Annotated in this window: 27 protein-coding genes; 11 read left to right on the forward strand and 16 right to left on the reverse strand. The window is 69.3% G+C overall.

Features of this window, described 5'->3' with window-relative positions; genetic code table 11:
- Positions 1 to 63: 63 nt before the first annotated feature.
- Complete coding sequence (locus PV646_RS32970) at positions 64 to 447, forward strand: class I SAM-dependent methyltransferase (RefSeq protein WP_500346206.1); 384 nt, start codon at positions 64 to 66, stop codon at positions 445 to 447.
- A gap of 25 nt (positions 448 to 472) precedes the next feature.
- Here the strand turns inward: PV646_RS32970 and PV646_RS32975 are convergent, their stop codons facing one another.
- Genes PV646_RS32975 through PV646_RS32985 form a run of 3 tightly spaced genes read right to left on the reverse strand, consistent with a single transcriptional unit; the run spans position 473 to position 4,025 of the window.
- Positions 473 to 955 carry a hypothetical protein gene (locus PV646_RS32975; RefSeq protein ID WP_500346207.1) on the reverse strand — a complete coding sequence of 161 codons (483 nt, stop codon included), beginning with the start codon at positions 953 to 955 and terminating at the stop codon, positions 473 to 475.
- 53 nt (positions 956 to 1,008) lie between these two features.
- Positions 1,009 to 1,938, reverse strand: coding sequence for a glycoside hydrolase family 6 protein (locus PV646_RS32980; protein ID WP_500346208.1), 930 nt, complete (start codon positions 1,936 to 1,938; stop codon positions 1,009 to 1,011).
- A 17-nt stretch (positions 1,939 to 1,955) separates the two neighbouring features.
- A complete protein-coding gene (locus PV646_RS32985; RefSeq protein WP_500346209.1) occupies positions 1,956 to 4,025 on the reverse strand; it encodes a glycoside hydrolase family 9 protein in 2,070 nt (689 codons plus the stop codon).
- A gap of 140 nt (positions 4,026 to 4,165) precedes the next feature.
- Between PV646_RS32985 and PV646_RS32990 the strand changes: the two genes are divergently transcribed.
- The 4 genes from PV646_RS32990 to PV646_RS33005 are packed head-to-tail and all read left to right on the forward strand — an operon-like array spanning position 4,166 to position 8,101.
- Positions 4,166 to 5,404, forward strand: a complete 1,239-nt coding sequence (locus PV646_RS32990) for an ABC transporter substrate-binding protein (protein WP_500346210.1) — start codon at positions 4,166 to 4,168, stop codon at positions 5,402 to 5,404.
- Complete coding sequence (locus PV646_RS32995) at positions 5,362 to 6,282, forward strand: carbohydrate ABC transporter permease (RefSeq protein WP_500346211.1); 921 nt, start codon at positions 5,362 to 5,364, stop codon at positions 6,280 to 6,282. Before PV646_RS32990 ends, PV646_RS32995 begins: the two co-directional genes overlap by 43 nt.
- Positions 6,279 to 7,085 carry a carbohydrate ABC transporter permease gene (locus PV646_RS33000; RefSeq protein WP_500346212.1) on the forward strand — a complete coding sequence of 269 codons (807 nt, stop codon included), beginning with the start codon at positions 6,279 to 6,281 and terminating at the stop codon, positions 7,083 to 7,085. Before PV646_RS32995 ends, PV646_RS33000 begins: the two co-directional genes overlap by 4 nt.
- Before the next feature lie 14 nt (positions 7,086 to 7,099).
- Entirely contained in the window at positions 7,100 to 8,101 is a 1,002-nt protein-coding gene (locus PV646_RS33005) for a LacI family DNA-binding transcriptional regulator (protein WP_500346213.1), read from the forward strand.
- Between the two features lie 135 nt (positions 8,102 to 8,236).
- Here PV646_RS33005 and PV646_RS33010 read toward each other — a convergent pair whose 3' ends face one another.
- From PV646_RS33010 to PV646_RS33035, 6 genes are read right to left on the reverse strand one after another with little or no spacing between them, the layout of a single operon-like run.
- A complete protein-coding gene (locus PV646_RS33010; protein WP_500346214.1) occupies positions 8,237 to 9,964 on the reverse strand; it encodes a DUF2264 domain-containing protein in 1,728 nt (575 codons plus the stop codon).
- 34 nt (positions 9,965 to 9,998) lie between these two features.
- On the reverse strand, positions 9,999 to 10,931 hold the full coding sequence (locus tag PV646_RS33015) for a hydroxyacid dehydrogenase (RefSeq protein WP_500346512.1): 933 nt from the start codon (positions 10,929 to 10,931) through the stop codon (positions 9,999 to 10,001).
- A gap of 14 nt (positions 10,932 to 10,945) precedes the next feature.
- Complete coding sequence (locus PV646_RS33020; protein ID WP_500346215.1) at positions 10,946 to 11,773, reverse strand: carbohydrate ABC transporter permease; 828 nt, start codon at positions 11,771 to 11,773, stop codon at positions 10,946 to 10,948.
- Positions 11,773 to 12,618, reverse strand: coding sequence for a carbohydrate ABC transporter permease (locus PV646_RS33025; RefSeq protein WP_500346513.1), 846 nt, complete (start codon positions 12,616 to 12,618; stop codon positions 11,773 to 11,775). The genes PV646_RS33020 and PV646_RS33025 overlap by 1 nt, the downstream gene beginning before the upstream one ends.
- 26 nt (positions 12,619 to 12,644) lie before the next feature.
- Positions 12,645 to 13,943, reverse strand: coding sequence for an ABC transporter substrate-binding protein (locus tag PV646_RS33030; protein ID WP_500346216.1), 1,299 nt, complete (start codon positions 13,941 to 13,943; stop codon positions 12,645 to 12,647).
- A gap of 33 nt (positions 13,944 to 13,976) precedes the next feature.
- On the reverse strand, positions 13,977 to 15,005 hold the full coding sequence (locus PV646_RS33035; protein ID WP_500346217.1) for a substrate-binding domain-containing protein: 1,029 nt from the start codon (positions 15,003 to 15,005) through the stop codon (positions 13,977 to 13,979).
- Between the two features lie 97 nt (positions 15,006 to 15,102).
- Between PV646_RS33035 and PV646_RS33040 the strand changes: the two genes are divergently transcribed.
- From PV646_RS33040 to PV646_RS33055, 4 genes are read left to right on the forward strand one after another with little or no spacing between them, the layout of a single operon-like run.
- Positions 15,103 to 16,023: a TIGR01777 family oxidoreductase gene (locus PV646_RS33040; protein WP_500346218.1), complete on the forward strand. Its 921-nt coding sequence runs from the start codon at positions 15,103 to 15,105 to the stop codon at positions 16,021 to 16,023.
- Position 16,024: 1 nt separating this feature from the next.
- Complete coding sequence (locus tag PV646_RS33045) at positions 16,025 to 16,276, forward strand: hypothetical protein (protein ID WP_500346219.1); 252 nt, start codon at positions 16,025 to 16,027, stop codon at positions 16,274 to 16,276.
- Entirely contained in the window at positions 16,269 to 16,535 is a 267-nt protein-coding gene (locus tag PV646_RS33050; protein WP_500346220.1) for an SH3-like domain-containing protein, read from the forward strand. Before PV646_RS33045 ends, PV646_RS33050 begins: the two co-directional genes overlap by 8 nt.
- Positions 16,528 to 17,118 carry a nitrile hydratase subunit alpha gene (locus tag PV646_RS33055; protein WP_500346221.1) on the forward strand — a complete coding sequence of 197 codons (591 nt, stop codon included), beginning with the start codon at positions 16,528 to 16,530 and terminating at the stop codon, positions 17,116 to 17,118. Before PV646_RS33050 ends, PV646_RS33055 begins: the two co-directional genes overlap by 8 nt.
- 1 nt (position 17,119) lies before the next feature.
- Here the strand turns inward: PV646_RS33055 and PV646_RS33060 are convergent, their stop codons facing one another.
- The 4 genes from PV646_RS33060 to PV646_RS33075 all read right to left on the reverse strand — a co-directional run bounded on the left by PV646_RS33060 (position 17,120) and on the right by PV646_RS33075 (position 21,772).
- Complete coding sequence (locus PV646_RS33060; RefSeq protein ID WP_500346222.1) at positions 17,120 to 18,349, reverse strand: MFS transporter; 1,230 nt, start codon at positions 18,347 to 18,349, stop codon at positions 17,120 to 17,122.
- A 59-nt stretch (positions 18,350 to 18,408) separates the two neighbouring features.
- Positions 18,409 to 18,768, reverse strand: coding sequence for a hypothetical protein (locus PV646_RS33065; RefSeq protein ID WP_500346223.1), 360 nt, complete (start codon positions 18,766 to 18,768; stop codon positions 18,409 to 18,411).
- Between the two features lie 160 nt (positions 18,769 to 18,928).
- Positions 18,929 to 20,587 carry a peroxidase family protein gene (locus PV646_RS33070; RefSeq protein WP_500346224.1) on the reverse strand — a complete coding sequence of 553 codons (1,659 nt, stop codon included), beginning with the start codon at positions 20,585 to 20,587 and terminating at the stop codon, positions 18,929 to 18,931.
- A 132-nt stretch (positions 20,588 to 20,719) separates the two neighbouring features.
- Positions 20,720 to 21,772 (reverse strand): glycosyltransferase, encoded by a 1,053-nt coding sequence (locus PV646_RS33075; RefSeq protein ID WP_500346225.1) that lies wholly within the window; start codon positions 21,770 to 21,772, stop codon positions 20,720 to 20,722.
- 43 nt (positions 21,773 to 21,815) lie between these two features.
- Between PV646_RS33075 and PV646_RS33080 the strand changes: the two genes are divergently transcribed.
- Together PV646_RS33080 and PV646_RS33085 are read left to right on the forward strand one after the other, a co-directional pair.
- Complete coding sequence (locus PV646_RS33080) at positions 21,816 to 22,139, forward strand: STAS domain-containing protein (RefSeq protein WP_500346226.1); 324 nt, start codon at positions 21,816 to 21,818, stop codon at positions 22,137 to 22,139.
- A gap of 41 nt (positions 22,140 to 22,180) precedes the next feature.
- On the forward strand, positions 22,181 to 22,537 hold the full coding sequence (locus PV646_RS33085) for an RNA-binding S4 domain-containing protein (protein ID WP_500346227.1): 357 nt from the start codon (positions 22,181 to 22,183) through the stop codon (positions 22,535 to 22,537).
- Here the strand turns inward: PV646_RS33085 and PV646_RS33090 are convergent.
- From PV646_RS33090 to bla, 3 genes are all read right to left on the reverse strand, one after another.
- On the reverse strand, positions 22,526 to 23,392 hold the full coding sequence (locus PV646_RS33090) for an NAD-dependent protein deacetylase (RefSeq protein ID WP_500346228.1): 867 nt from the start codon (positions 23,390 to 23,392) through the stop codon (positions 22,526 to 22,528). The two genes, PV646_RS33085 and PV646_RS33090, sit on opposite strands and share 12 nt — an antisense overlap.
- A 1-nt stretch (position 23,393) precedes the next feature.
- Positions 23,394 to 25,088, reverse strand: coding sequence for a cellulase family glycosylhydrolase (locus PV646_RS33095; protein ID WP_500346229.1), 1,695 nt, complete (start codon positions 25,086 to 25,088; stop codon positions 23,394 to 23,396).
- A 149-nt stretch (positions 25,089 to 25,237) separates the two neighbouring features.
- The gene (gene bla / locus PV646_RS33100; RefSeq protein WP_500346230.1) at positions 25,238 to 26,119 is read right to left on the reverse strand and encodes a class A beta-lactamase; all 882 of its coding nucleotides are present in this window, start codon (positions 26,117 to 26,119) and stop codon (positions 25,238 to 25,240) included.
- Positions 26,120 to 26,177 lie beyond the last annotated feature (58 nt).

Below are 26,177 nucleotides of genomic sequence, written 5' to 3' on the forward strand. Positions count from 1 at the left end.
GATCCCCGCTGGGCGGGGCTGCGGGAGTGGCCCCGCCCGCCGTGCTGACGCATGATGTGGACCATGAGCGAGCGTCTGCGGGGTGTGGTCGGCCAACTCGCCGTCCGGCCTTCCGACCGCGTGCTGGAGATCGGCTGCGGTCAGGGCGTGGCCGCCACGATGGTGTGCCAGCTGCTGTCCACCGGCACGCTCACCGCGGTCGACCGCTCGGTGAAGATGGTCGAGACCGCGACCCGCCGCAACGCCGTGTACGTGGCGTCGGGCAAGGCGGAGTTCCTCATCGCGTCGCTGGAGGACATGAACCTCGGCGACCGGCGGTTCGACCTGGTGTTCGCGGTGCGGGTCGGGCTGTTCCACCGGGATCCGGACCGGGCCCGGGCACTGGTGGAGCCGTGGCTCGCGCCGGGAGGCCGCGTGCTGTCGTTCTTCGACGTGCCCGTCCGGTGACCCCGGCCGGTGCGCCGCCGGCCCGCTAGATCCGGGCGAGCAGGTCGGTGATCAGCTTCTTCGACGGCTCGACGCCCGCGGGCGACATCACCTCGATCTGCGTCTTGCCCTTGCGCGCGGCCACCGTGTGCTGACCGGTCTCGGCGCCCCCGGACGTGGCCTCGTAGGCCTCGTCGAGGAAGCCCTCGATGGCCTTGGCCTTCTCCGGGCGGCTCTTGGCGAACGTCGCCGCGGTCGCGTTCGTCGTGAACCGCACCTCGACCGGCATGCCCGCGCCCACGTAGTTGCAGGTCGTGACGGCCTTGTCGACGGTCTCCCGCTGGCCCTGCAACCTCAGGTTGAGCGCCTTGCCCACGACGGACGAGTTCGCGTTCGCGCAGTTCGGGCCGTTCCCGGCGGGCTGCTCGACGGTCGTCTGGGTCGCCGGGGCCTGCGTCGGGGCGGCTTCCGGCTCGGAGGTGCAGGCTGCGAGCAGGAACGCGGCGGCGGCGAGAAGGGTGATGCGCACATCCCTTCATCGAGCCTGCCGCCGCCGCGTTACCCCGGGTGGAACTCCTCCGGTCAGGTGCCGTCGATGAGCCGGATGGCGATGGCCGGGCTGAACTGACCGGCGGGCACGGTCGGCGCGATGCCGCACTGGCCGTCGGAGTTGCCCGGCGTCTTCACCCACAGCAGCATCTCCGCGCCGCCGCCGACCTGCGCCGTGACGCCGAGCCTGCGGCCTGCCGGGTTGCACCACTCGCCGCTGCTGCCGTTGGCGTTGCGGCTCGTGTCGATGACGAACCTCGGCCCGCCGCCCAGCGCCGACACGACCGCGTTGCCGTAGCTCGCCGACGCGCTGGTCGTGTAGTAGTTCGACACGTTCACCGAGAAACCGCGCACGTTGCGCACACCCGCCGCGTTCAGGCGCGAGGCCATCGTGGCCGCCGGGACCCAGCCCGCGTTGCCGCCGTCCAGGTACGCGTACGTGTTGGGCGCCTTCTGCTGGAACATCTGCGTGGCGTAGACGAGCATCGCGTTGCGTTCGTTGATCTGCGTCTGCGTCATGCACTCGAAGTCGCCCAGCGCGTCGGGCTCGATCACGACCACCGCCGGTTTCGTGCCGATGCCCGCCGCGAAGCCGGAGATCCACGTCCGGTAGGCCGCCGGGGATCCCGCCCCGCCACCGGAATGCCCGCCGCACGCGTCCCGGCCGGGCAGGTTGTAGGCGACGAGCACCGGCAGCTTGTCGTTGCCGTCCGCGGCACCGGTGTAGTTGGCGACGAGGCTGCCGATGTTCGGGTCGTTGCCGAACCAGCGCGCGATCGGCTTGGACCCGATCGACGCCTGGATCCGCGACGCTCGCGCGTCACCGGGGTTGGCCCGCGCCCACACCGCGGGCGACGAGTTCGGGTTGACGTAGAAACCGCTCGTCAGCTCGATCGGACTCGCCGCGTGTGCGGGCGCGGGTAAGAGGAACAGCAGTGTTGCCACAGCCAGGACCCACCTCATTGTGGATCTCCTTCCTGCTAACGGGAATCTGCGTACGCGGCCACCCATGCCAGTGCGGAGTTCCAGTTGATCGCGACCTCGTTCGTCGACCACGAACCGATGTCGTCGATGTAGCACTTGGCGGGCGAGCAACCGCGCAGGTTCTGCTGCGCCACCGGGTCCTGCAACCCGGTGTTCGGGCCACCGGCGAGCGCGCCGGCGGGCGGGTTCGGCAGCTTGGGGTCGAGCTGGTTGGCCCAGTGGCGGTGGTGCTGGTTGCGCGCGGCCTGCTCGCCGTAGCCGCTGACGAACGACCGGTTCACCGCGTTGCGGCCCAGGAGGTAGTCGAACGACTCCAGAACGGCGTCGCGATACTTCGGGAGCCTCGTCAGGTCATGTGCGCGAGCCATGATCATCGCGGCGTTGGCGGTGGAACTCGTGGAGCCCCAGAGGTAGCCGGGCACCGGATCGGGATAACCCTGTTCCCGCACCGACTTCACGTAGCCGTTCGCGACGGTGATCAGCCGGAGCTTCGCGAGGACGACCTTGTCCAGCGGGAACCGCCAGGGCGTGCGCAGGATCGCGAGGTCCGCGAGCGCGCCGGTGTCCTTCCACGAGAAGCCGTCCTTGGTCAGCTTCGTGGTGATCCGCTTCAGATACTCGCGGTCACCCGTCAGCGCGTACAACTCCGTTGCGGCCCAGGAGAACTCGTCGCTGACGTTCGTGTCGTCGTACGCGCCACCGCCGACGTTGTCCTCGCGCGGTGCGTAGACCGCCGGGTTCTCGTTGGCGGCCTTCCACGCGCGTTCGGCGGCGGTCCGGCACCGGGCCGCGAGGCCGGGGATCACCCGCGCGCACCGGGCACCCGCGGCGGCGAGGTTCAGCGTGGCCGCGGTGGAGACGGCGTGCAGGTAGCGAGGCTGCGGATCGAGGTGCGGCAGCGTCGGCAGCGCGGTCCAGGCCAGGTCGTGGATCTTGTGGTGGACCATGCCGTCCGGCGCCTGCATGCGCATCAGGAACTCGACCTCCCAGCGCGCCTCGTCGAGGACGTCCGGGCGCGGGGACTGTTCGTAGGAGTCCATCAGCTGCCACGCGGCGAGCGCGCCGTTCACCACGTACTTGCCGTGGTCGCCCGCGTCGTACCAGCCGCCGCGCACGTCCAGCGAGTAGTCGCACACGCCCGGCAGACAGGGAACCGACGCGTCACTGAGGTGTCCGGCAGGCCGCGCGTACTTCTCCCCCACGCGTGCGGCGTCGATCTCGATGCCACTCCTGTTGTGGTGGAAGTACTGCAGCGCGTCCTCGCTGAGCTGCGCGTACGGGTTCTTCGCGAGGTCGAACGGCTGCGAGACGTCCTGTCCCACGACGAGCGTGAAACCACTGCCCGCCTTGCGGTAGGTCGTGAAGTCCGCGATGTGCACGCTGTCTCCGGACGACGCGTCCGCGCCGCGCACCTCCGTCCGTCCACTCCGGACCGTGCTGCCGCCGGCGTCCTTCAGTTGCCACGACAGGGGTGTGGCCGACGTGCTGACGACGGTGGACCGCTTCGGCCCGTCGACGTCGTAGGCGTGCTGGTTGACGCGCACCGGTGAGCCGTAGGTCCAGCCGCCGCCGGGCGGGATCGCGCCACCGGTCAGCGACACGTCGTCCAGGCACAGCGTGTACGGCTCGGTCGCGCCGCCCATCTGCAGCGACACCTGCTGGTGGATGTCCGAGACCGTCGAGTTCCCGGTGAACTCGAACGTCTGCGGAGCCGGCGTGAGCGCCGCGGCCTTGTTCAGCGTCGACCCGACGACCGCGCGGACCGTGACGGTCCTGGTGGCGGACGCGGTGAACCGCAGCGTGTAGGGCTGACCGGCCTCCAGCGGGATGTCGTTCTGGCCGATCATCGAGCTCCACGGGTTCACCGTCCCCGCCGGAACGTCGGCGCAGAGCCGTCCGTCCACGACCTTCGACGGCGTGTTCCCGCTGCTCCACCACGGGGTCTTGCCCGCGTCGAAGCCGCCGTTCAGCACGCGTTCGTGACCGGCGGCGAGGGCCGGGGTGGCGAGCGCCAGCGCCAGCACGACCGGCAGGGCGGCGGCGGTGGATCTGAGTCCAACAGACATTGGTGGCCTCTTCACAGATGCGTCATCTCGTGGTTACAGTTTTGGAAGCGCTTCCAATTTCGGCGAACTGTACGCCACATCACAGCACTTCAAAAGACCGTAATCGCTTCCGGAACAACCGCCGGACCTGGAGGTCCCCCTTGTCCAGACTCATCGCACTGGCCGCTGTCTGCGTGCTCGCGGGCTGCGGTGCCCCGGCCGCCACCGACGGCGCCACGACCCTGGTCGTGAAGACCTTCAGCCAGTTCGGCTACAAGGACCTCTACCGCGAGTACGAGGCCGCGCACCCCGGTGTGAAGATCAAGGAGGAGAACATCGGCAAGCTCGGCGACTACTCGCCGAAGCTGCAGCAGTGGATGCAGACCGGCAAGGGCGCGGGCGACGTGGTGGCGCTGGAGGAGGGCATTCTCGTCCAGTTCATGGCGAAGCCCGACCAGTTCGCGGACCTGCGCGAGCACGGCGCGGCCGAACTGGAGCCGAACTTCCTGCCGTGGAAGTGGAAGCAGGCCGTCACGGGCGACGGCAAGATCGTCGGGCTCGGCACGGACGTCGGCGCGCAGGGCATGTGCTACCGCAAGGACCTCTTCGAGGCCGCGGGACTGCCGAGCGACCGCGAGCAGGTCGGCGCGCTGTGGCCCACGTGGGACAAGTACGTCGAGGTCGGGAAGTCTTTCAAGGGCGCCAAGTTCTTCGACTCGGCCGGTGGCGTCTACCAGAACGTGCTGATGCAGCAGGGTGATCACACCTACTACGACACGGCGAACAAGCTGGTGATCGACAGCAACCCGGCCGTGCGCACCGCGTGGGACACGACGATCAAGATGATCGAGGCCGGCCTCTCCGCGAACGTCGACCAGTGGAGTCCGCAGTGGAACGCGGGCTTCAAGAACGGCGCGTTCGCCACGATCCCGTGCCCGTCCTGGATGCTCGGCACGATCGAGAAGCAGTCCGGGCCGGAGCTCGAGGGCAAGTGGGACGTCACCCGCGTGCCCGGTGACGGCGCGGTGCGCGGCGGTTCGTTCCTCGCGGTGCCCAAGCAGAGCAAGCACCAGAAGGAGGCCGCCGAGCTGGCGAAGTTCCTGACCAGCGCGAAGGGGCAGACTGCGGCGTTCAAGTCGAAGAACAACTTCCCGTCGTCGCCGCAGGCCATCGACGACCCGGCGGTGCGCGACTTCACCAACCCGTACTTCAGCGACGCACCGGTGGGCAAGATCTTCGGCGAGAGCGTGAAGGCGCTCAAGCCCGTCTACCTCGGGCCGGACAACATCGCGATCAACGACCGGGTGGCCAACGCGCTGACCGCCGTCGAGCAGGGCAAGCTGACGCCCGCCGACGCGTGGACCAAGGCCGTCGACGACGCCAAGCGGCTGGTCAAGTGAAGTCTCTCGACTCGAAGTGGGCGCCGTACCTGTACGTCGCGCCCTTCTTCGTGATCTTCGCGGCGTTCGGGCTGTTCCCGCTCGTGTACACGGCCTGGGTGTCGTTGCACGAGTGGGACATCGCCGGGCAGGGCGGGTTCGTCGGCCTCGACAACTACACGACGTTGTTCGGCGACCCGGACTTCTGGAACGCCACGTTCAACACGATCGGCATGCTCGTGCTGGCCACGGTGCCGCAGCTGTTCGGCGCGCTGGTGCTGGCGTCGTTGCTCAACCAGAAGCTGCGCGGGCTCACGTTCCTGCGGATGGGCGTGCTGCTCCCGATCGTGACGTCGGTGGCGGCCGTCGGCATCGTGTTCAGCCAGATCTTCGACCGCGACGCGGGCATGGCGAACGGGCTGCTGGGCCTGGTCGGCGTCTCCCCGGTCGACTGGCACGCCGACAAGTGGTCGTCGTGGACGGCGATCGCGACGATGGTGAACTGGCGCTGGACCGGCTACAACGCGCTGATCTACCTCGCCGCGATGCAGGCGGTGCCGAAGGACCTCTACGAGGCGGCCACTGTGGACGGTGCGTCGAAGGTGCGGCAGTTCTTCAGCATCACCGTGCCGAACATCAGGCCGGCGATCCTGTTCACCGTGATCATGTCGACGATCGCGGGCATGCAGCTGTTCACCGAGCCGCTGATCTTCGCGCAGGGCGGGTTCGCGATCTCCGGCGGCAGCCTGCGGCAGTTCCAGACCGTGTCGATGTTCATGTTCGAGAAGGCCTTCCGCGACTTCGACTACGGCTACGGCTCCGCCGTGGCGTGGGTGATCTTCCTGCTGATCACGCTGCTGGCCGTGGTGAACTTCCTGATCACGAGGAGGAGCCGATGATGCTCCGGCTGACGCTGGCCGCGGCGATCGCGCTGTCCGCGTTCCCCCTGTACTGGCTGTTCGTGGTGGCGACACGCGCGAACGACGTCGTCGGCGACTGGCCACCGCCGTTGCTGCCCGGCCCGAACCTGGCGGAGAACGTCGGCAGGCTCTTCGACGCCGACCAGGCGAACTTCCTGCTGGGCATGGGGAACTCCGCGCTGTCGTCCGCCGTGGTGACCGTGTCGGTGGTCTTCTTCAGCACCCTGGCGGGTTTCGCGTTCGCCAAGCTGCGGTTCCGCGGCCGCAACGCGCTGCTGCTGGTCATCCTCGGCACCATGATGATCCCGGTGCAGATGGGCATCATCCCGCTGTACCTGATCATGGTGGAGCTGGGCTGGCAGAACCGCCTCGAGGCGATCGTCGTGCCGTCGCTGGTGTCCGCGTTCGGCGTGTTCATGATGCGCCAGTACGCGGAGAAGGCCGTGCCGGACGAGCTGATCGAGGCGGCGCGGGTGGACGGCTGTTCGACGTTCCGGATCTACTGGACGGTCGTGCTGCCCGCGTTGCGGCCGGGTGCGGCGGTGCTCGGGCTGTTCACGTTCATGGGGACGTGGAACGAGTTCCTGTGGCCGCTCGCGGTGCTCGAAGCGGACAACCCGACCGTGCAGTTCTCGCTGTCGCAGCTGTCGACCACCTACTACACCGACTACACGCTGATGTTCGCCGGCGCGCTGGTGTCGACGGTGCCGCTCCTGGTGGTGTTCGTGCTGTTCGGCAAGCAGATCATCGGCGGCATCATGGACGGCGCGATCAAGGCGTGAGGCAGACTATGGGCATGAACAGCCGGCCGGTGACCGTGGACGACGTGGCGAAACACGCCGGAGTGTCCACCGGCACCGTCTCGCGGGTGATCAACAACGCACCGCACGTGAGCGGCAAGGCCCGTGCCGCGGTCGAGCGCGCGATCGACCAGCTCGGGTACGTCCCGAACAAGACCGCGCAGTCGCTGGCCGGGCAACGCCGCGGGTCCGTCGTGCTGGCCATCTCGAGCGACGACCCCGGCCTGTTCGCGAACCTGTTCTTCGCCCAGGTCGTCACCGGCGTCAACGCGGTGGTCGAGGAGACCGACCTGGAGCTGCACCTGGTGCTCGCCGCGTCCGACCGCGGCCGGGCCCGGCTCTCCCGGATCTTCAAGGCGCGCGCGGCCGACGGCGTGATGCTGCTGGCGTTGAAGGAGAACGACCCGTTGTCCGCGCTGGCCGAGTCGAGCGGCGTGCCCGTGGTGCACGGCGGCCGCTCGCTCGACTCGGAGCCCCGGTACTACGTCGACGCGGACAACCGGGGCGGCGCGCGCGAGGCCGTCGAGTACCTGATCTCGTCGGGACGGCGCCGGATCGCGACGATCACCGGCGGCCAGGACCAGCACGTCGGTGTCGCGCGGTACCTGGGCTACCGCGAGGCCGTCGTGCTGGCCGGGCTAGACGACTCACGGGTCGCGCACGCCGACTTCAGCGAGGCGGGCGGTGCCGCGGCGATGACCTCGCTGCTGGACCGCTTCCCCGACCTGGACGCCGTGTTCGTGGCGTCGGACGCGATGGCGGCCGGGGCGTTGTCCGTGCTGGCCGCGCGGGGGATCCCGGTGCCGTCGGACGTCGCGGTGGTGGGGTTCAACGACATCGTGACGGCGCAGCACACCACCCCGGCGCTGACGACCGTGCGGCAGCCGATCGACGCGCTGGGGCGGGAGATGACGCGGATGCTGCTGCGGCTGATCGACGGGGACACGCCGACGTCGCTGATCCTGCCGACGTCGCTCGTGGTCCGCGAGTCAGCCTGACCGTTCCGGTCGTGCCGGAAGGTCAGGCCGGTCCGCGGTCGGCTGGCGTTCCGGGGTGTCCGGTCCGCGATCAGGCCGGTCCGCGATCAGCCTGGCGTTCCAGGGCGTCCGGTCCGCGATCAGGCCGGTCCGCGGTCAGCCTGACCGTTCCGGAGCGTCCAGCGTCGCCTTCAGGACCTCGTCCACGCGGGCGTCCCAGTCCACCTCGGCGATCGTGCCGCCCAGGACCGCCACCGCCGCGAGCGTGACCGTTCCCTCGACGTCCGCCGTCAGCGTCGGAACGGTCGCGGTCGTGGTGAAGGCGGTGCCCTGCGGCGCCGTCTGCCACGCCACCCCGGTCCAGCCCCGCACGCCCCGCAGCGGCGAGGGCAGGTCCGTGGCCCACCCCGTCAGCTCCGCCACCGTGCCCGGCGGCGCGCCGATCACGCGGTGGATCCGCAGTTCCTGGTCGTCCCACACGGCCGTGACGCTCTCGACCCGCAGCCCCGGCACGGTCGGCTGGTTCGCGTCGAACACCGGCCGGTGCCACGACGCGGCCCAGTTGTCCCGCGCGCCCAGCGGGTGGATCCGCCGGCGCACACTGCGGTCTCCCCGGATCGTGAGGCTGAGGTGGTTGTCGGCGACGTTGTGCTGCGAGGTCGGGCCGCTGGCGGTCGAGTAGGCGAACCGGCTGTAGAGCGGGTCGTCCTCGGTGGCGTACTCGCCCTCGAACGGCCGGACGTGGTCGCTGCCGTGGTTGTGCAGCCTCGTGACGCCGTTGTGCCGCTGGATCAGGAAGCCGGGGCCCGGCAGCGCGAGCGCGCGGTCCTCGTCCGGGGCCTCCTCCGTCTCGGTCCACAGTGGATGATCCGCACGGGCGAGCAGGCAGACGAACGCCTTGGAGGCCCAGTACGGCGAGGCAGGTCCCGAGTACGGCTGGAGGCCGGCCTCGTGCGGACCGTGCCAGCCGAGGCTGAGCAGGCCGTCGGTGAGCGAACCCCGGTCGAGGAAGTACTTGAGCGAGTTGCTGATGAGGTGCCGGGAGTGGCCGAAGCTCAGCGGCGTGTCCCGGGTGACCGCGCCGAGCGCCACGGCGGACGCGGCGGCGAAGCGGTAGGTGAGCGACCGTCCGAAGTAGAGCGGGGCACCGTCCGCGCCGAAGAGCAGGTGGAAGCTCTCCAGGTGCTCGCGCAGGTACGTGCTGGCCGGATGGCCGTCGAGGTACGCGTCCAACGCGGGGTAGAGGTGCAGCGCCCAGCCGTTGTAGTGGTCGAACGCGCGGCCGTCGCCGTCGGAGTACCAGCCGTCGCCGACGTACCAGCCGCGCAGCAGTTCCATGGCGCGCTGCTTCGCCTGGCGCGTCTCGTCGTCGCCGCGGCCGACCGACTCCAGGAAGGACGCCACGGTGTACGGGAAGAAGTACCAGTTGTTGGCCGCCGGAACGTGCCGCAGCGCCCCCCGCAGCCAGGCCTCGGCGCGGTCCTGGACCGGCTCGGACAGCCTGTCCCAGAGCGACGACCTGGTGAGGCGCAGACCCAGCGCCACCGAGGCGGACTCGACCATGGGCTGGCCGACGTCGAAGATCTCGGGCCACTGCCCCGCCGTGCCCGCGGTCAGTCCCGCGGCGTAGCGCTCCAGCAGGTTGTGCGGGTCCCCGTCGTGCGCGGTGCGGAAGGCCGCCGCGAGGAACGTGCGGGCGTACCCCTCCAGGCCGTCCGACCGGACGCCGCTGCGGGAGGGACGGCCGGGCAGGTCCAGGAACGCCTGGTCCGGGGAGGCGTGCCGCCAGGCGGCGTCGAGCAGGCCGTCCGCGACGGCCACCCAGTGGTCGCGGGTGAAACCGGTGTGCGGGCTCAGGACGTGGTCGGGGGGTGGGAGTTTCACGTGCTGCGTTCCCTTCGCTCTACCTGCAACCTGGTCACGCGATCCTCTCCCGGCGATCCGCGGGCACCGGGGTCGCGAACCCCTCCCCCGCCGCCCACCGCCGGACCTCGTCGACGGCGTGCCGCCCGAGCCGCCCCCACTCGTTGCCCTGCGACCCTGCCAGGTGCGGGGTGATCAGCACGGAGTCCGACCGCCACAACGGGTGGTCCGCCGGCAGCACCTCCGGATCGGTCACGTCGAGCACGGCGCGGATCCGCCCCACCTCGGACACCAGCGCGTCCTGGTCCACCACCGCACCACGCGCGGTGTTGATCAGCACGGCGTCGTCACGCATCAAACCCAGCAACTCACCGCTGACCAGCCCCGTGGTCTCCGGCAGCAGCGGCGTGTGGACGCTGACGACGTCACTGCGCTCGAACAGCTCGGCCAGGCCCACGGACTCGGCACCGTCCACTTCGGTCACGAACGGGTCGTGCACCAGCACGTGGAAATCGTAGGGCGCCAGCAGCTCGATCACCCGGCGGCCGATCAGCGACGCCGACAGGACGCCGACGGTGGCACCGAAGTTGCCCACCGACGCGGGCACTCCGTAGACCGACATCTGCTTGGTGTCGCGGTACTCGCGGGCGCGTTCGAGCACCCGTTTGCCGCTGAGCAGGATCATCGCGACCGTGTACTCGGCGACCGGCAGCGCGTTGGCCTGCGCGGCCGACGAGACCACGACGCCGCGGTCCCAGCAGGCGTCGGTGACGAAGCCCTTGACCGAACCGGCGGTGTGCACGATCGCCTTCAACCGGGGCAGACGGGCGAGCACCTCGGCGGTGATCGGCGGGCAGCCCCAGCCCGTGACCAGCAGGTCGACGTCCGGCACGCCCTCGAAACCGGAGTGCACGCCGGTGAAGTCGCAGACCGCCCGCAGGTCGTGGAGCACGGGCGCGAGGACGGCGGAGGCGGCCTCCTCCGACATCACGCCCGCGGCCCTCACTTGACGGCTCCCGCGGTCATGCCGGCCTTCCAGAACCGTTGCAGCAACATGAACGCGAGGATCAGCGGCAGCACCGCGAAGAGAGATCCCATGATCACCACCGGGTAGTACTCGGGCGACACCGTGGCCGAACTGTTCCACTGGTAGAGGCCCAGGCTGACGGGGTAGAGCTTCTGGTCGGACAGCATGACCATCGGCAGGAAGAAGTTGTTCCAGATCGTCGTGAGCTGGAACAGGAACAGCGTGACCATGCCCGGCCCGAGCATCCTGAACGCGACCTTGAAGTACGTCGCGAGGTCGCCCGCGCCGTCGATCCGGGCGGCCTCCAGCACCTCGTCGGGCACGTAGCCCTGCGCGAAGATCCGGCCGAGGTAGACGCCGAACGGGTTGAACAGCGCCGGGATGAACACCGCCCAGAACGTGTTCACCAGGCCCGCCTCGGACGCCATCAGGTACAGCGGCAGGGCGAGCACGGTCTGCGGCACCATGACCGCCGCGAGGACGAGCCCGAAGAGCTTCTCCTTGTGGCGGAAGGCGTACTTGTCGAACGCGTACCCGGCGGCGATCGAGATGAACGCGCTGACGCCCGCGCCGATCACCGCGTACAGCAGGCTGTTGACGTACCAGCGCCCGTACAGGCCCTTGTCCATCGCGAACAGGTTCTTGACGTTCTCCACCAGCGAGAACCCGCCGAACAGCTCGCTGTTGAAGAGGGCGTCGACGTTCTTGGTGGCGGCGAGCAGCAGCCACATCACCGGCAGCAGCGTGTAGAGCACCGAGACGCCGATGACCACGTTCACCGTGGTACGACCGAGGAGGGTCATCAGTCGGCCTTCCTGTTCGTCCAGCGGGTGACGCCGTAGGACAGCGCGACCGTGAAGGCCAGCAGGATCACGGACGCGGCCGCGGCGAGGCCGTAGTTGTTGCGGGTGAAGGCGGCGTCGAAGATGTACATGCTCGGCGAGAACCGGGCGCTGATCATCGGTGTGGACTGGCTGAGCAGCATGGGCTCGGTGAACAGCTGCAGCGCCCAGATCAGCGTGAAGATGCCGACCGTGACGATGGCGCCGCGCACCAGCGGTGCCTTGATGCGCAGGGCCTGCTTGACCGGCCCCGCACCGTCCACGACGGACGCCTCCAGCACCTCGCGGGGCACGGCCTGCAACGCGGCGTAGAAGATCACCATGTTGTAGCCGAGGTTGCTCCACAGGGCGATGTTCACGATCGACGGCAGGACGGTGTTGATGCCGAGGAAGCTGATCTGGACGTCGGCCTCCGCGAACAGGTCGATGATCGGGCTCAGGCCGGGCGTGTAGAGGTAGAGCCAGATCAGGGCCGCGATGATGCCCGGCACGGCGTGCGGCAGGTAGAGACCCATCTGCATCCAGCTGCGCAACTTCGCCACGCCGGAGTCGAGCAGTAGAGCGAGGGTGAGCGCGCCGGCGACCATCAACGGGATGTAGAGCAGGCAGTACAGCACGACGGTGAGCAGGCTGTTGAGGAACGTCGGGTCGCTGAGCACGGCGACGTAACTGCGCAGGCCGACGAACACCGTGCTTTCCGGCCCGAACCCCAGGCCCGGCTGGTCGGCCGCGAAGAAGCTGAGCCACATCGCCGTGCCGGTCGGGATGAGGAAGACCGTGACGAGCAACAGGAAGAAGGGCGCCATCAGGACGGCGCACGCGAGCTTGCTCTTCACCTCGCACCCTCCTCAGTGGACAGACCGAGCGCCTTGAGGTCCGGCATCGTGCCGCTCTGGGCCTCGCGCACCGCGTCGATCACCGTGCCGACACCGGCACCCGCCTTCGCGAACCCGTCCTGCATGACCTTCAGGGTGGCGGTCATCCGCGGGCCCCACACCCAGCCGTCGCGGATCTTGTCCGCCTCCTGCTGGAAGAGCCGGTAGATGTCCTGGCCGCCGTAGTACTCGCCGGGGAACGCCTTCGCGCCCGCCTCGACCAGGCCGGGCGCGACCGGGTACTGGCTGCTGGTGCCGCTCTTCAGCCGGGCCGTCAGCGCGTCCGGGTGGGTGCACTGCCATTCGATGAACTCCATCGCGGCCTCGGGCTCCTGCGAGTCCTTGGTGACCGCGAACGTCGAACCGCCGTGGGTGCCGACCACCGGTTCGTCCCAGATCGGCACGGGGGCGATGCGCCACTTGCCCTTCTGCGCGGGCCTCGCCCTCATCTGCGCGCCCGCGTCCCACGCGCCGCTGAGCCTGGTGATCACCCGGTCCTGGCCGACCTGCGCGTCGTGCTGCTTGCTGTCGCCCGCGTTGCGGAACACCAGGTCCTCGTCGATCAGACCCTGCCAGTAGGCCGCGACCTTCCTGGTCGGCTCGTCGGCCAGGGACACGCGCCACTTGCCGCCGCTGGTGTCGAACCACTGCGCGCCGGCCTGCCAGGCGTGGCAGGCGAACTGCGTGCCGCCGTCCGTGGGGAACAGCGCGAGCCTCTTGTCGGGGAACCTGGACTTCACCGTCCGGGCGAGGCCGGCGAACTCGTCCCAGGTCGTCGGGATCTCGAAACCGTTGGCCTGGAACAGGTCCGCGCGGTAGTGCAGGACCATCGGCTCGACGTCGAGCGGGACGCTGAACACCCGGTCGTCGAACGTCGTGAGCTTGAGGGCCTGCGGCAGCAGCTTCTGCTTCAGGCGGTCCGTCACCAGGTCGGTGATGTCCCGGGCCACGCCGTCGATCGCGTACCCCGGGACCTGCGGGTACTCGATCGTGGCGACGTCCGGTGCGTTGCCCGCACGAGCCGCGTTGCTGAGCTTGGCGTAGCCGCCCTGCCCACCGGAGGGGATCTGCTGGAAGACCACCCTGATGCGGTTCTGCGAGGAGTTGAACGCGTCGACGACCTGCTGGCTACCTCGCAGGGCCGACCAGAACGTGATCTCTACCGGACCTCCGGCACCGCGGCGTTGCGGAGTGGAGCAGGCCGCCAACGGTGCCGTGAGACCCGCCGCGAGAAGTGTGCGACGACTCAGGCGCATGGATCGCATCCTGATCGCCTGATCGGTTTGCCGTCAAGAAACGGTCAAACGCTCAGTCGATGAGCGGATCTTCAGCGTGGGCAGCAGTTCGACCCGCGCGGTGGCCTCGACCTCGCCTTTCAGCTTCCGGAGCAGCAGCTCGGCGGCGACTTTGCCCACCTCTGTCTTCGGCGGCGCGACGGCCGTGAGCGGGATGCTGCCGAGCGACGCGACCACGTCGTCGTACGACACGACCGAGCACATCCCCGGCACGTCGATCCCGGCGTGGATCATCTGCTGGACCAGCATCAACGCGTCCTCGTCGCCGTGCAGCACCGCCGCCGTGGCCCCGCGCCCGCGCAGCACGTCCACCAGGCCGCCGTCCGGTGAGCTGCTGATGACGACCGCGTCCTCCAGGCCTGCCGAGACCTCCAGGAACGCCCTGCGCAGCACGCGTGCCGTCGGGCTGTCGTCGCGTGCGGCGAGCACGATCCGACGGTGTCCGAGGTCGGTCAGGTGCTTCACGGCCAGATGCATGCCGTACCAGTGGTCCGAGCACACCGAGTTCATCGCCCGCAGGCCCCCGCTCGGGCGGCGTTCCATGAGAACGGTCGGCACGCCGGTGTCGGCGAGCCAGTCGTCCTCGGCCTCCTCCTCGAACGTGCGCCAGCGCGGCGCCATCAGCATCCCCTGCACCGACTCGGTGAGCGCCTTCTCGACGATGGGCCGCTCCGCACCCCTGACCTGCGGCGCGATGTGCAGGACCACCCGCATGCCGGCCTCTTCGAGGGTCTTGCGGGCGCCGTTCATCGTCTCGTAGAGGTACGTGTGGCGCTCCGGCACGACGAGCGCGATCGCACCGTTCGTGGCCTGTTTCGGCGCCGGCTGCTCGACGGGCGTGAACGACCGGACGACCCCGTGCCCGCGCCGCAGCTTGCCGAGCCGTGCGAGCTCTTCGACGTCACGTCTGATCGTGACGATCGAAACGTCGAGTTCCTCGGCCAGATCGCTCACCTTGACCGTGCCCCGCGACGCTGTGACGGCCAGAATCCGCTGCCGTCGCGCCTCGCTGGACTCCCGCATGACCGACCGCCTGTTCGTTTGAGCGTTTTGCGCGAGCATAACTGAAACAGCTCTCAGCAACCGCGCGATAGCGTCGGCCACGAGGGGGACGGACGACATGAAGATCGTGATTCCAGGCGGAACCGGGCAGGTCGGCGGCGTGCTGACCCGTGCGCTGAAGGCGGCGGGCCACGAGGTGGTGATCATCAGCCGCGGCTCCGGCGTGCGCTGGGACGGCCACACGCTCGGCAGGTGGGCCGACGAGATCGACGGCGCCGACGTCGTGGTCAACCTGGCCGGGCGGAGCGTGAGCTGCCGCTACACCGCCGAGAACCTGCGGCAGATGATGCGCTCACGGGTGGACTCGGCCCGCGTCGTCGGCGAGGCCATCGCGAAGGCGGACAACCCGCCCGCGGTGTGGCTGCAGATGAGCACGGCGACGATCTACGCGCACCGGTTCGACGCGGCCAACGACGAGGAGACCGGGACCCTCGGCGGCCGTGAGCGGGACGTGCCGGGCTACTGGACGTACAGCGTCGAGATCGCCAAGCGCTGGGAGGCCGAACTGGACGAGGCCGACACGCCGGGCACCCGCAAGGTCGCGCTGCGCTCCGCGATGGTGATGAGCCCCGACCGGGGCGGCGTCTTCGACTACCTGTCGTGGATGGCGCGGCTGGGACTGGGCGGGCCGGTGGCGGGCGGGCGCCAGTACGTCTCGTGGATCCACGACGACGACTTCGTGCGGGCGGTCGCGCTGCTGATCAGGGAACCGATCACCGGCGCGGTCAACCTGGCGGCACCGAACCCGTTGCCGCAACGGGAGTTCATGCGCGAGCTCCGCGGCGCGTGGAAGGTGCCGGTGGGACTGCCCGCGACCGGCTGGATGGCCGAGCTCGGGGCGTTCGCGCTGCGCACCGACACCGAGCTGCTGCTCAAGAGCCGCCGGGTCGTGCCAGGCAGGCTCCAGCGGGCCGGATTCGAGTTCCACTTCCCGAACTGGCGGGAGGCGGCGCAGAATCTGGCTGAGCGCAGGAGGTGAGATGCCGAGACTCAACGACGTAGGCGGCCAGGACGGCTTCGGCCCGGTTCTCGAGGAACTGGACGAACCGCCCTTCCACGCCGACTGGGAAGCGCACGTCATGGCCATGAACCGGGCGTTGATCGGGCGCGGGATCTACAACCTCGACGAGTTCCGGGACGCCGTCGAACGCACGATGTCACACGAGTCGTCGTACTACGAGAACTGGTTCCGCGCGATCCAGACGCTGTTGAGGGAGCGCGGCGTTGTCTGAGAGCTACCGGACGGGCGACCGGGTCCGGACGTCCGCTGTGGACCCCGACCACCACACGAGGCTGCCGCACTACGCGCGCGGCCGCGTCGGCACGGTGATCGGCAGCGACGGCGTTCATCCGCTCGCGGACCTGAGCGCGCAGGGAATCCAGCAACCGCAACAGGTGTACCTGGTGCGGTTCTCCGCACGCGAACTGTTCGGCCACGGCGATCACGACGTGACGCTGTCCCTCTGGGAGGACTACCTCAGCGATGAGTGACGACCACGACGACTCCCCGATCGCCGCCCGCGTCCGGGAACTGGAAGCGGTGCTCGAGGAGAAGGGCCTGCTCGACCCGCGGGAACTGGACCAGGTGCTGGAGGCGTTCGCGACGAAGGCCTCCCCCGCCAACGGTTTCCGGGTCGTGGCACGGGCCTGGACCGACGACGGCTTCCGGGCACGCCTGCTCGGCAACGCGAACGACGCGCTGCCCGAGCTGGGCCTGTCGATGGGCGGCGGCCTGCAGGTGCAACAGCTGCACGTCGTCGAGAACACCGAGGACGTGCACAACGTCGTCGTGTGCACGCTCTGCAGCTGCTACCCGCTCTCCCTGCTCGGACCGTCCCCCACCTGGTACAAGAGCACGGCGTACCGCGCGAAGGTGGTCAGCCACCCGCGCGAGGTGCTGGAGCAGTTCGGGCTCACCCTGCCCGAGAGCACCAAGATCGAGGTGTGGGACGCGAACGCCGAGTCGCGGTACATGGTGCTGCCCCGCCGCCCTGACGGCACGGACGGTCTCACCGAGGCCGAGCTCGCCGCACGGGTGACGCGCAACGGGCTGATCGGCACCGCCGCCGTGTGAGTCATCGAACGGGCTGCGCGGCGGGTTCGTTCACGACGGTCCGCACCGACCGGGACGCGAGCATGCCCGCCGTCGCGAGCACGTAGATCGCCGCGCACCCGAGCAGCGCCGCCGACGTGCCGACCGCGTGCGACACCGGCCCGATCGCGAGCTGTGCCAGCGGGATCGCCACGAACGACCCGAGCATGTCGTAGGAGTAGACCCGCGCGAGCTTGTCCTCGGGCACGTGGTGCTGCAACGAGGTCTCCCACGCCACGCCGAACTGCTCCAGGCCGAGCCCGCACACGAACGCGGCGAGCACGAGCGCCCACGGTGCCGGGTGCAGGACCATCGTGAGCGGCAGCACCATGAACGTGCCCACGGAGGCCACCCCGACGAGCAGCAGCCGGCGGGCCTTCAGCCGCATCGCGACGAACGCGCCCGCGACCATGCCCGCGGTCTGCGAGGCCAGCACCAGGCCCCACACCTCGCGGCCGAACGTGGAGTCGGCCAGCACCGGCCCGAGGATCAACACCCCGCCGACGTACGCCGCGTTGACGAACGTGAAGGCCACGACGACGACCCAGACCCATTGCCGTGCCACGAACTCCGTCCAGCCCACCTTCAGCTCGGAGAACACCGAGGGCTTGTGCTCGGCCACGGCACGGGCGGCGGGCACGCGCACGAACGCGAAGAACACGCCGGCCAGCGCGAACGACAGCGCGTCCACCGCGAGGCCCCAGCCGGGACTGGTGAACGCGATCAGCAGCCCGCCGAGCGACGCGCCGCCGATGTTGCCGGTGTTCAGCCCGAGGCGCAGCAGCGCGTTGGCGCGCTGACGCAGGCCGGCCGGCACCGTCTGCGGCACCAGCGCCGCGGAGGCCGGGAAGGCGAACGCGCTCGACATGCCGTTGACGGCCGACAGCACGACGAACCACGGCAGCGACACGGTTCCGGTGAGCACGAGCGCCGCGATCAGGGCCTGGCTGACGAAGCTGACCGCACACGACCCGGCGAGCACGAGCTGGCGCGGCAGCCGGTCCGCGACCACCCCGCCCCACAACAGGAACACCACGTTCGTCACGGATCGCGCGGCGACGACGAGGCCGAGCGAGGTGACCGACGAGGTCAGGTCGAGCACGGCGAAAGCCAGTGCGATCGGGGCCATCGAGTTGCCGATGACGGTCGTGAAACGGCCTGCGAAGAGCCAGCGAAAAGCCGGATGCGCCAACGGCGCGAACATTTCCCCCATTCCCAGCACCGTACAACGGCGGGAGCCGCCCGATCCCCCGAGGATCGAGCGGCTCCCGGTCATCGCACCCTCGGGTGTGATGAGGCGATGACCACCGCGGCGGCGACGGTCACCAGGTTCTTCAAGATGTACTGGGCTTCGAACGACGCCTGCAGCGGACCGGACCACATCTCACCGGGGAACAACACCAGCGGTGTCGACACCAGCACGACGTGACCGACCAGCAGGACCGCGGTCAGCCGCGGTGCGCGGAAGCTCAGCAGGACCGCGGCGATCCCGATTTCCGAGATCGCGGCACTGAGCCTGGCCAGATCCCCGTGGATGATCCCGAACGTCAGCGCGGAGACCGTGCGTTCGACGAGATCCTGGGCAGGGCTGCCACCGGGAAAGAGCTTCAGGACGCCGAACCAGAGGTACACGACCCCCAGTCCGATGCGCAGCAGGGGAATTCCGGACTCTCGCGCAAATCGAGTCGAGCGTTCCGCTGCGCTTTCGCGGCGTGTGGTTTCTGGACGCGACATGATCTCCCTCTCCTGTCTGACTGCCACCACCCGGCCAGACAGGAGGTACGAGAAGAGATCAGTTCGCCGGGTCGCCCAGCGGGTTCAGCAGGTCGGCCTTGCCCTCGAAGGCGAACAGCAGCAGGTCGACCATGCGGAACGTGCTGGAGTCCGGTCCGAGCGTCGGCCGCCAGTACGGCGAGCGCACGATCGAGATCCGGCTGCCCTCCATCGCGCGGTGGAACACCTCCGCGGTGATCCGGCCGCCGACCGGGCCCATCAGCCCGTTGCCGACCTCGGCCTCGCGCAGGATGTAGAACCACAACGGCGTGGCCGCGACCAGCTGGGCCTTCTGCTCTTCGGAGAGTCCTTCGACGACCGCGCCGCCGTTGCCGACGAGGATCTGCTCGGCGGTGAGCGGCTCGGCGCCGAACAGCTCGGCGAGCTGCTGGCCGGTGGCGAGCTCCATCATCGAGGCCCTGGTCAGGTTCCGGAACGCGAGGTTGCGCTCGATCTCCCGGAACTGCGTGCCACGCCCGCCGAACGTGCCGGCCGGCAGTTCCTTCAACGGGTCGACCAGCAGCGTGTCGATCCGCTTGGTGATGTTGCCGCCACCGAACTCCGCAGGCGGCACCAGGTCGTCCCGCTCGGCCTCGGTGAAGTCGTAGAGCCGCCGGAAGTCCGCGATCCAGTTGCTGGGCAACGTGAAGATCGGGCCCCGGTTCACGTCGTCGAGGTCGGCGGGCGTGCCCGAACTCGGGTCGAAGTTCCCACTGACGCCGGTGAAGGTGAACAGCTGGAACAGCGACGCGAGACCGCCGGGACCGGTCGAGTTGAACACCCGGTTCCACTGGTACCGGGCCCGGACCTGGCTGTGCCCGAAGCGGTACGAGGCGACCGAGAACTCGATCGGCATCGTCGGCGAGTGGTCCCGGCAGTGACCGGGCACCTCGAAGAACCTGCGGCCGTGGGTGAAGACGTCGTCCACGATCGCCGGGTCGATGATCCTCGGCAGGTGGTCGGTCCGCAGCATCCACTGGTAGTGCCGCACCACGAGTTCCTTGGCGGCGCGGAACAGCCGCTCGCCCGTGAGGCCGGTGAGCGCGAGCTCGTCGACCACGCGGTTGTGGAAGCGGATGAACGCGAGGTGCGTCTGCGCCACCACGAGGTTCTCGTCGTTGCGGGCGTCCGGGATCAGCGGCAGCCGCCGATCCGCCGCCGTGCCGGCCGTCCCACCGCGGCGCGGCAGGTCGAAACCCTCGAACGGGACGTTGGTGCCCTCGTCCGGGAACGGCACCGGCGTCGTGGTGCCCACCTTGAACTTGACGCCGTCCTGGGCGTAGAAGACCTGGTCGTCCTTGTCGCGCGGGCCGCGGCCGTAGACCGAGTCGAGGTCCAGCGCGGGCGAACGGCCCTGCGTCAGCTCGTCGAGGTTGACGTCCTGCCCGAGCTGCGACTCGGTGCGGTCCATGGTCAGGTCGTGGTCGACGAACTGACCGAGGTAGGTGAACCCCGCCGGCACGACCGGATCGGCCGAGTCGGGTTGCGGGACGTTCGCGGTGATCGCGGAGGCGAGGGCGATCCGCGTCTCCTCGTCCGTCCGCGGCCCCTTCGGCCCCAGTCGCGAGAACCGGAACCGGCGCAGTTCCTCCGCGGTGGAGGGCTGACGCGTGGTGGCCTCACCCCTGCCGTCGAATTCCAGCACTCCTTCGCCCACGACGAAGAAACTGTCGCGCACGTGCCTCTTCATATATCCCCCTGTTTTCCCCTCTTACAGGCGACCTGTTCTCCCCAACAAGCACCTGCCCCACCGCCAGTCTCCAGACGGACCAAATTACCGTCGAAGCTTTTGGTCAAAACCAAAATGTCGTCACACAGCGGATACGAGGTGGTCAGGAATATTCGCGAAAACCTCCAGATCGATCATCTGGGAAGCATGGTTCTCAGCAACGTCGTGATAAGTCTTCGTGTTCAGCACGTGCCGGATCCGTTCCGCGAGAACGTCGGCGGAAAGCCCTTTCACGTCCACCCGCACGCCCAAGCCGAGATCTTGAATTCGATCGGCGTTGCGCGGCTGGTCGGCGAACAACGGCACCGCGACCATCGGCACTCCCGCCGTCAACGCCTCTCGCACGCCGCTGTAGCCCGCGTGCGTCACGAACACCTTCGCGGTGCCGAGAAGCCGTTGCTGCGGGATCTCCGGTTCGAGGCGGACGTTCGACGGGCGCGGGCCGGTCCACTCGCCGTGGCCTATCGCGACGACGGACCGCGCGCCGACCCGGCCGAGCGCCTCCACGACGATGTGCGGCAGCTTCGAGTCCGGCATCAGCCACCGGGTGTTGGTGCCGAAGGACGCGACGATCTCCGGCCCGTGCTCGATCGGCGCTCGATCGATCGGCACGCGGAAGTGGTGCTGGGCCGGGTGCCACGACGCGGGGGTCAGGCCGGCGGTGAGGACCGGGTCCACCCCGCCGACGCCGAACCTGGCGCGGACCTTGTCCATCAGCTCGTCGAGCAGCGGGATCTCCAGCGGCGCGAACGGGGCGATGTCGACCAGGGCGTGCGGGATGCCGAGCACCTCCGCAGCGATCTGGCCGCCGTATTCGCTGGTCTCGCGCACGAGGACGTCGGGACGCCAGGTGCGGGCGAAGTCGAGGACGTTGGCGGCGGACGTGACCACGAGCGGGGAGGACCAGAGCGGCACCTTCAGCACGCCGTCGCGTTCCGGGAGCCACGGTGGCGGCGGCCCCAGGTCGGACGGCGCCGGGACGTCGGGCATCACGACGGTGTGCTCGAGGTGTGCCATCGCGGGCCCGGTCGCGATCACCGCCTCGTGCCCGCGCTGCCGGAACGCCCGCGCGAGCGGCACCATCGCCGGCAGCAGGTGGGAGCCGATGGGCAAGGAAGTCAGGAGAACACGCACGTGAACCAGTTTCGCGACAGGCACCAGTGGGTACAGCTGCGAAATGCTCGAAGTCACGGTGACCGAGTCGTCGCCTGCCTCCACCCTCGTCACGGTGTCCGGCGAGCTCGCCGGCTCCGGCTCGGAACGGCTGCTCACGCGGCTCGACCGCCTCCTCGACAACGGCCACCGCTACGTCGTGCTCGACCTGACAGGGGTCACGTTCTGCGACTCCAGTGGGGTGAGCGCTCTCGTGCGCGGGCACGCCCGCGCGTCGGCCGCCGCGGGTGGGCTGAAGCTCTCCGCCGCATCGGAGCAGGTGACACGGGTGCTGGAACTGACGGGCCTCGCGAGGATGCTCGGCCTGCAGTCCACAGTGGAGGCTTAGGAGCGGACCGGGCGCGTTCTCCCGCGTGCCATGATGGCGGGGTGGAGTCCACGCGCATCGACCGCTGGCTGTGGGCGGTCCGGTTGACCAAGACCCGCCCCGACGCCTCCCAGGCGTGCAAGGGCGGTCACGTGCGCATCAACGACAAACCCGCGAAGGCGTCGGCGACGGTCGTGCCCGGCGACCGGGTCCGCGTTCGCGTGAACGACAAGACCTGGACCGTCGAGGTGGTGCGGGTGATCCAGAAGCGCGTCGGCGCCACGATCGCCGTGACCTGCTTCATCGACCGCACTCCCCCGCCGCCCGTGGAGCTCCCGATCGCCCGGCGCGACCGGGGCGCGGGGCGTCCGACGAAGCGGGAACGGCGCGTGCTGGACCAGTTCCGGTCACAGAACTGAGTCGGCGAGCTCCGTCAGCGATTCTCCGAGCGGCAGGTCGACCCGCAACGACGCGTGCGCGTCACCGCGCGTCTCACCCCGGTTGATGATCACCACCGGTATTCCGGCGGTGGCCGCGCGGCGCACGAACCTGAGCCCCGACATGACTGTCAGCGACGAACCGAGGACGAGCATGGACCGTGCGTTGTCCACGAGCTCGTAGCACTGCTCGACGCGAGAACGCGGCACGTTCTCGCCGAAGAACACGACGTCCGGCTTGAGCACGCCGCCGCACTCCGCGCACGGGACGACCTCGAAGCCTCGGACGGCCTCGTCGGGCAGGAAGACGTCGCCGTCCGGGTTGACCTCGTCCGTCGTCACGTGGAAGTCCGGGTTCGCCTCGCGCAGGCGGCGGTCGAGGTCGATGCGCGGCGAGAGCAGCCGGCAGTCCAGGCAGATCACGCGGTCGAGTCCGCCGTGCAGTTCCACGACGCCCTGCGAGCCCGCGGCCTGGTGCAGGCCGTCGACGTTCTGGGTGATGACACCGGACAGCTTGCCCGACAGCCTGGTGACGGCGTGGTGGCCCGCGTTCGGGTGCGCGCGGGCGATGGTGCGCCAGCCGACGTGACTGCGCGCCCAGTAACGCTGCCGGCCGGCCTGGCTGGTGGTGAACTCGTCGTAGGTCATCGGGGTGTGCTTGCGCAGGGACCCGCCCTCGCCGCGGTAGTCGGGGATGCCGGACTCGGTGGAGAGGCCCGCGCCGCTGAGCACCAGCACCCCACCCTCGGCGACGATCGGCACGACGTCGGTGAGGGTGGTGGCGCGCGGCAGCGACGGGCCCCGATTCGACCAGCTCAGAGTGGGCCTAGTTCGCACTTCACCAGCTTACGTACCACTGGCGGAGCTCGGCCTCCGCCGCCGCGACGTTGCCGCCTGACGGGGCCGTGACCAGCGCGAACTGTCGTCCTGCGCCCGACCGCAGCAGCAGCTTGTCGCCCACGACCGTCGAGGACGCCGAGCTGACGACGAGCGGCGAGCGCAGCGACTCCGGCAGGTGCAGTTCGGTCGGCGCGGTGCCGCCGTTCGAGTCCCAGACGATCACGGCGAACGGCGCGGAGCCGACCAGCGTGCGGACGTTCGCCAGCGGGATCTGCTGCCAGGTCTGGTACGCGCGGTCCTCGTAGGTGAACGCGAGCGTGGTGCCCGCGACGGCCTGCGGGTAGATCCGGTCGACGATCGCGCGGTCGACGGTGAGCACCGGGTTCCCGGCCGCGTCGAGCTTGACCGCCGAGAAGTGCTCGTCGTTCATGGCGTCGCCGTCGGTCTTGACCTTGTTCGGGTTGTCGTTCATCAGCTCGCGGTGGCGGCCGTAGTTGGTGTCCCAGTGCCACTGGCTGCCCGAGATCACGCTGCCGCGCGGCGCCGACCACCAGCGCGCACCCGATGCCGTCGAGTCGAGGCCCTGGTAGATCGCCTTCAGCACGGACGGCGTCTTGTCGGAGGTGAAACCCGAGACCGGATGGCCGAACTCGGAGACGATCGAGGTGGTGCCGAGTGCCCTGGCGCGGTCGCGGATCGTGCCGAACGCCTGGGTGTACTGGCCGTCCCCCGCCTTGCCCGGCATGAGGACACCGGACTGCGCCTTGCCGTCGTAGAAGTGCGAGTTGAACACGAATCGCTCGCCGAGGTTCGGCACGAGCGCGAGGCCGCCGGGTTCGGCGAAGAAGTCGACGTTCTGGTTCCAGAACACCAGCGGTTCCACGAAAGCGGGCTTGGTCGTCCAGCCCGCCTCGTCCATCTCCGCGCGGAAGCGGTGGTAGAACGGCATCAGGAGATCGCGCTCCCACATTTGTGACGTCTGACCGGCGTCGTACTTGCCCGCATAGGGCTCGTTGAGCGGGTCGGCACCGACGACGAGCTTGAACTCGTTGGCGGGCAACGCTTCCTTGACGTGCTTGAGAGCCTCGCCGGCCGCGTTGACGAACGAGTCCTGCACACCGTTGCGGTTGTGCCAGAAATCGTAGGTGGCGGCGGTGACCGCGTTGTTGTTCTTCATGTTCTGGCCCCAGTGGGCGCAGAGCCCGCACGATTCCTTGGGATACCCGCTCGCTGCCCAGGCCGGCGCGCCGTCGCCGGTGTACCAGCTGTCCTTGTTGAACAGGTGGCGCGAGTAGAGGTCCTGGTGGAAGTCGAGGTAGACGCGGATGCCCTCGTCGGTGAAGGTCCGGAGCTGCGCCGTCACGCCGTCGAGGTAGGTGTGGTCGATCTGGCCGCGTTGCGGTTCGATCCACGCCCAGGTCAGCAGGAACCGCACGGCGTTCGCACCGGTCAGCTGTTTCATGGCCCGCGCGGACTTGCGCGCGTCCGCCGTACTCGCGAACGGGAGTCCGCGGTACTCGGCGAGTTTCGCCGTGCCGGAGACGTTGAACCCGCGCAACACCACCTCACGGCCGTGTTCGTCGCGGAAGACCCCGCCGGACACCCGCAGCTCGGAGCCGTCGAACTCCGCGCGTGCCGGTGTGACCGTGAGGGAGAGGAGGAACAGGACCACCAGGAGAACCGCTCGCCGCATCGCCGCCGCCTTTGGGAACGTGAACGAGATTCGCATTGCACCGTAACCGGTGAAGGCGCATTCGACTAGCGTTCGATTGCAAGGCGGCGGCTGATGGGCCGGTTGGCGGAGCGGCCTGGACTCCTCCAGACCGCTCGCCGGGATTCCGGTCAGCTGAAGGTCGCCGCCACCAGTTCCGCGGTCTTGGCGAGCAGCGGTTCGTCGGCGCCGCCGGTCGGTTCGTCCTTGCGGGTCGACAGGACCGCGATCACGATCGGCGCGCGGCCGGGCGGGAACGCGATGCCGGCGTCGTTGGTCGTGCCGTAGCTGCCCGTGCCGGTCTTGTCGCCCCAGCCCCACGCGGCGGGCAGTCCGGCGCGAATGCGGTTGCCACCGGTCGTGTTGGCCAGCAACCACTTCGTGAGCTGGTCGGCGTCGTTGCTGTTGAGGGCGTGACCGAGCGTCAGGCGCGCGTAGCTCTGGCCGATGGCGCGCGGGGAGGTCGTGTCGGTGACGCGGCCGGGTTCCGCGGAGTTCAGCTCCGGTTCGTAGCGGTCGAGGCGCGTGACCGGGTCGCCGATCGACCGGCTGAAGCGGCTGATCGCCGTGGGACCGCCGAGCTCCCTGAGCAGCAGGTTGGCCGCGCAGTTGTCGCTGTAGGTGATGGTCGCCTCGCACAGGGCCGAGACGGTCATGCCGTTCGCGAGGTTCTCGGGCTTGCCGGTGATCGGCCCGTACCCGGACTTGTCCACTTCGGACTTCGTGTAGGTGATCACCTTGCCCAGCAACGTCCCGTCGCGGTCCTTGCGCAGGATCGCGGCGGCCGCGATGGTCTTGAAGGTCGAGCACAGCGGGAAGAGTTCGTCCGCGCGGTGCAGCACCGTGCGGCCGGTGCCGGTGTCCGTGGCGAACACGCCGAGGCGTGCGTGGTGCTGCTTCTCCAGTTCGCGCAGCCTGCCGGTGATCGTCGAAGCGTGCGCCTGGGCGGGAACCGCCACCGCCAGCGCCGCTCCGGCACCCAAAGTCAGCACCGCACGTCGGTTAAAGCTCAACGTCCTGTCCCCTTCTCCGGAAACCTCTCCACCAGACAGGACGCGCGAGAGATCAACT

This window comes from Streptomyces sp. ID05-26A (genome assembly GCF_033794685.1).
GTDB lineage: Bacteria > Actinomycetota > Actinomycetes > Mycobacteriales > Pseudonocardiaceae > Lentzea.

Excerpts from the sequence above, each read along its gene's own strand:
- PV646_RS33035 (WP_500346217.1), bottom strand. The coding sequence starts at position 15,005 with ATGCGGGAGTCCAGCGAGGCGCGACGGCAGCGGATTCTGGCCGTCACA.
- PV646_RS33000 (WP_500346212.1), top strand. The coding sequence starts at position 6,279 with ATGATGCTCCGGCTGACGCTGGCCGCGGCGATCGCGCTGTCCGCGTTC.
- PV646_RS33095 (WP_500346229.1), bottom strand. The coding sequence starts at position 25,088 with ATGCGGCGAGCGGTTCTCCTGGTGGTCCTGTTCCTCCTCTCCCTCACG.
- PV646_RS33080 (WP_500346226.1), top strand. The coding sequence starts at position 21,816 with ATGCTCGAAGTCACGGTGACCGAGTCGTCGCCTGCCTCCACCCTCGTC.
- PV646_RS33045 (WP_500346219.1), top strand. The coding sequence starts at position 16,025 with ATGCCGAGACTCAACGACGTAGGCGGCCAGGACGGCTTCGGCCCGGTT.
- PV646_RS32970 (WP_500346206.1), top strand. The coding sequence starts at position 64 with ATGAGCGAGCGTCTGCGGGGTGTGGTCGGCCAACTCGCCGTCCGGCCT.
- PV646_RS33040 (WP_500346218.1), top strand. The coding sequence starts at position 15,103 with ATGAAGATCGTGATTCCAGGCGGAACCGGGCAGGTCGGCGGCGTGCTG.
- PV646_RS32980 (WP_500346208.1), bottom strand. The coding sequence starts at position 1,938 with ATGAGGTGGGTCCTGGCTGTGGCAACACTGCTGTTCCTCTTACCCGCG.
- PV646_RS33025 (WP_500346513.1), bottom strand. The coding sequence starts at position 12,618 with ATGGCGCCCTTCTTCCTGTTGCTCGTCACGGTCTTCCTCATCCCGACC.
- PV646_RS32985 (WP_500346209.1), bottom strand. The coding sequence starts at position 4,025 with ATGTCTGTTGGACTCAGATCCACCGCCGCCGCCCTGCCGGTCGTGCTG.
- PV646_RS33020 (WP_500346215.1), bottom strand. The coding sequence starts at position 11,773 with ATGACCCTCCTCGGTCGTACCACGGTGAACGTGGTCATCGGCGTCTCG.
- PV646_RS33055 (WP_500346221.1), top strand. The coding sequence starts at position 16,528 with ATGAGTGACGACCACGACGACTCCCCGATCGCCGCCCGCGTCCGGGAA.
- PV646_RS33015 (WP_500346512.1), bottom strand. The coding sequence starts at position 10,931 with ATGTCGGAGGAGGCCGCCTCCGCCGTCCTCGCGCCCGTGCTCCACGAC.
- PV646_RS33060 (WP_500346222.1), bottom strand. The coding sequence starts at position 18,349 with ATGGGGGAAATGTTCGCGCCGTTGGCGCATCCGGCTTTTCGCTGGCTC.
- PV646_RS33030 (WP_500346216.1), bottom strand. The coding sequence starts at position 13,943 with ATGCGCCTGAGTCGTCGCACACTTCTCGCGGCGGGTCTCACGGCACCG.
- PV646_RS33005 (WP_500346213.1), top strand. The coding sequence starts at position 7,100 with ATGAACAGCCGGCCGGTGACCGTGGACGACGTGGCGAAACACGCCGGA.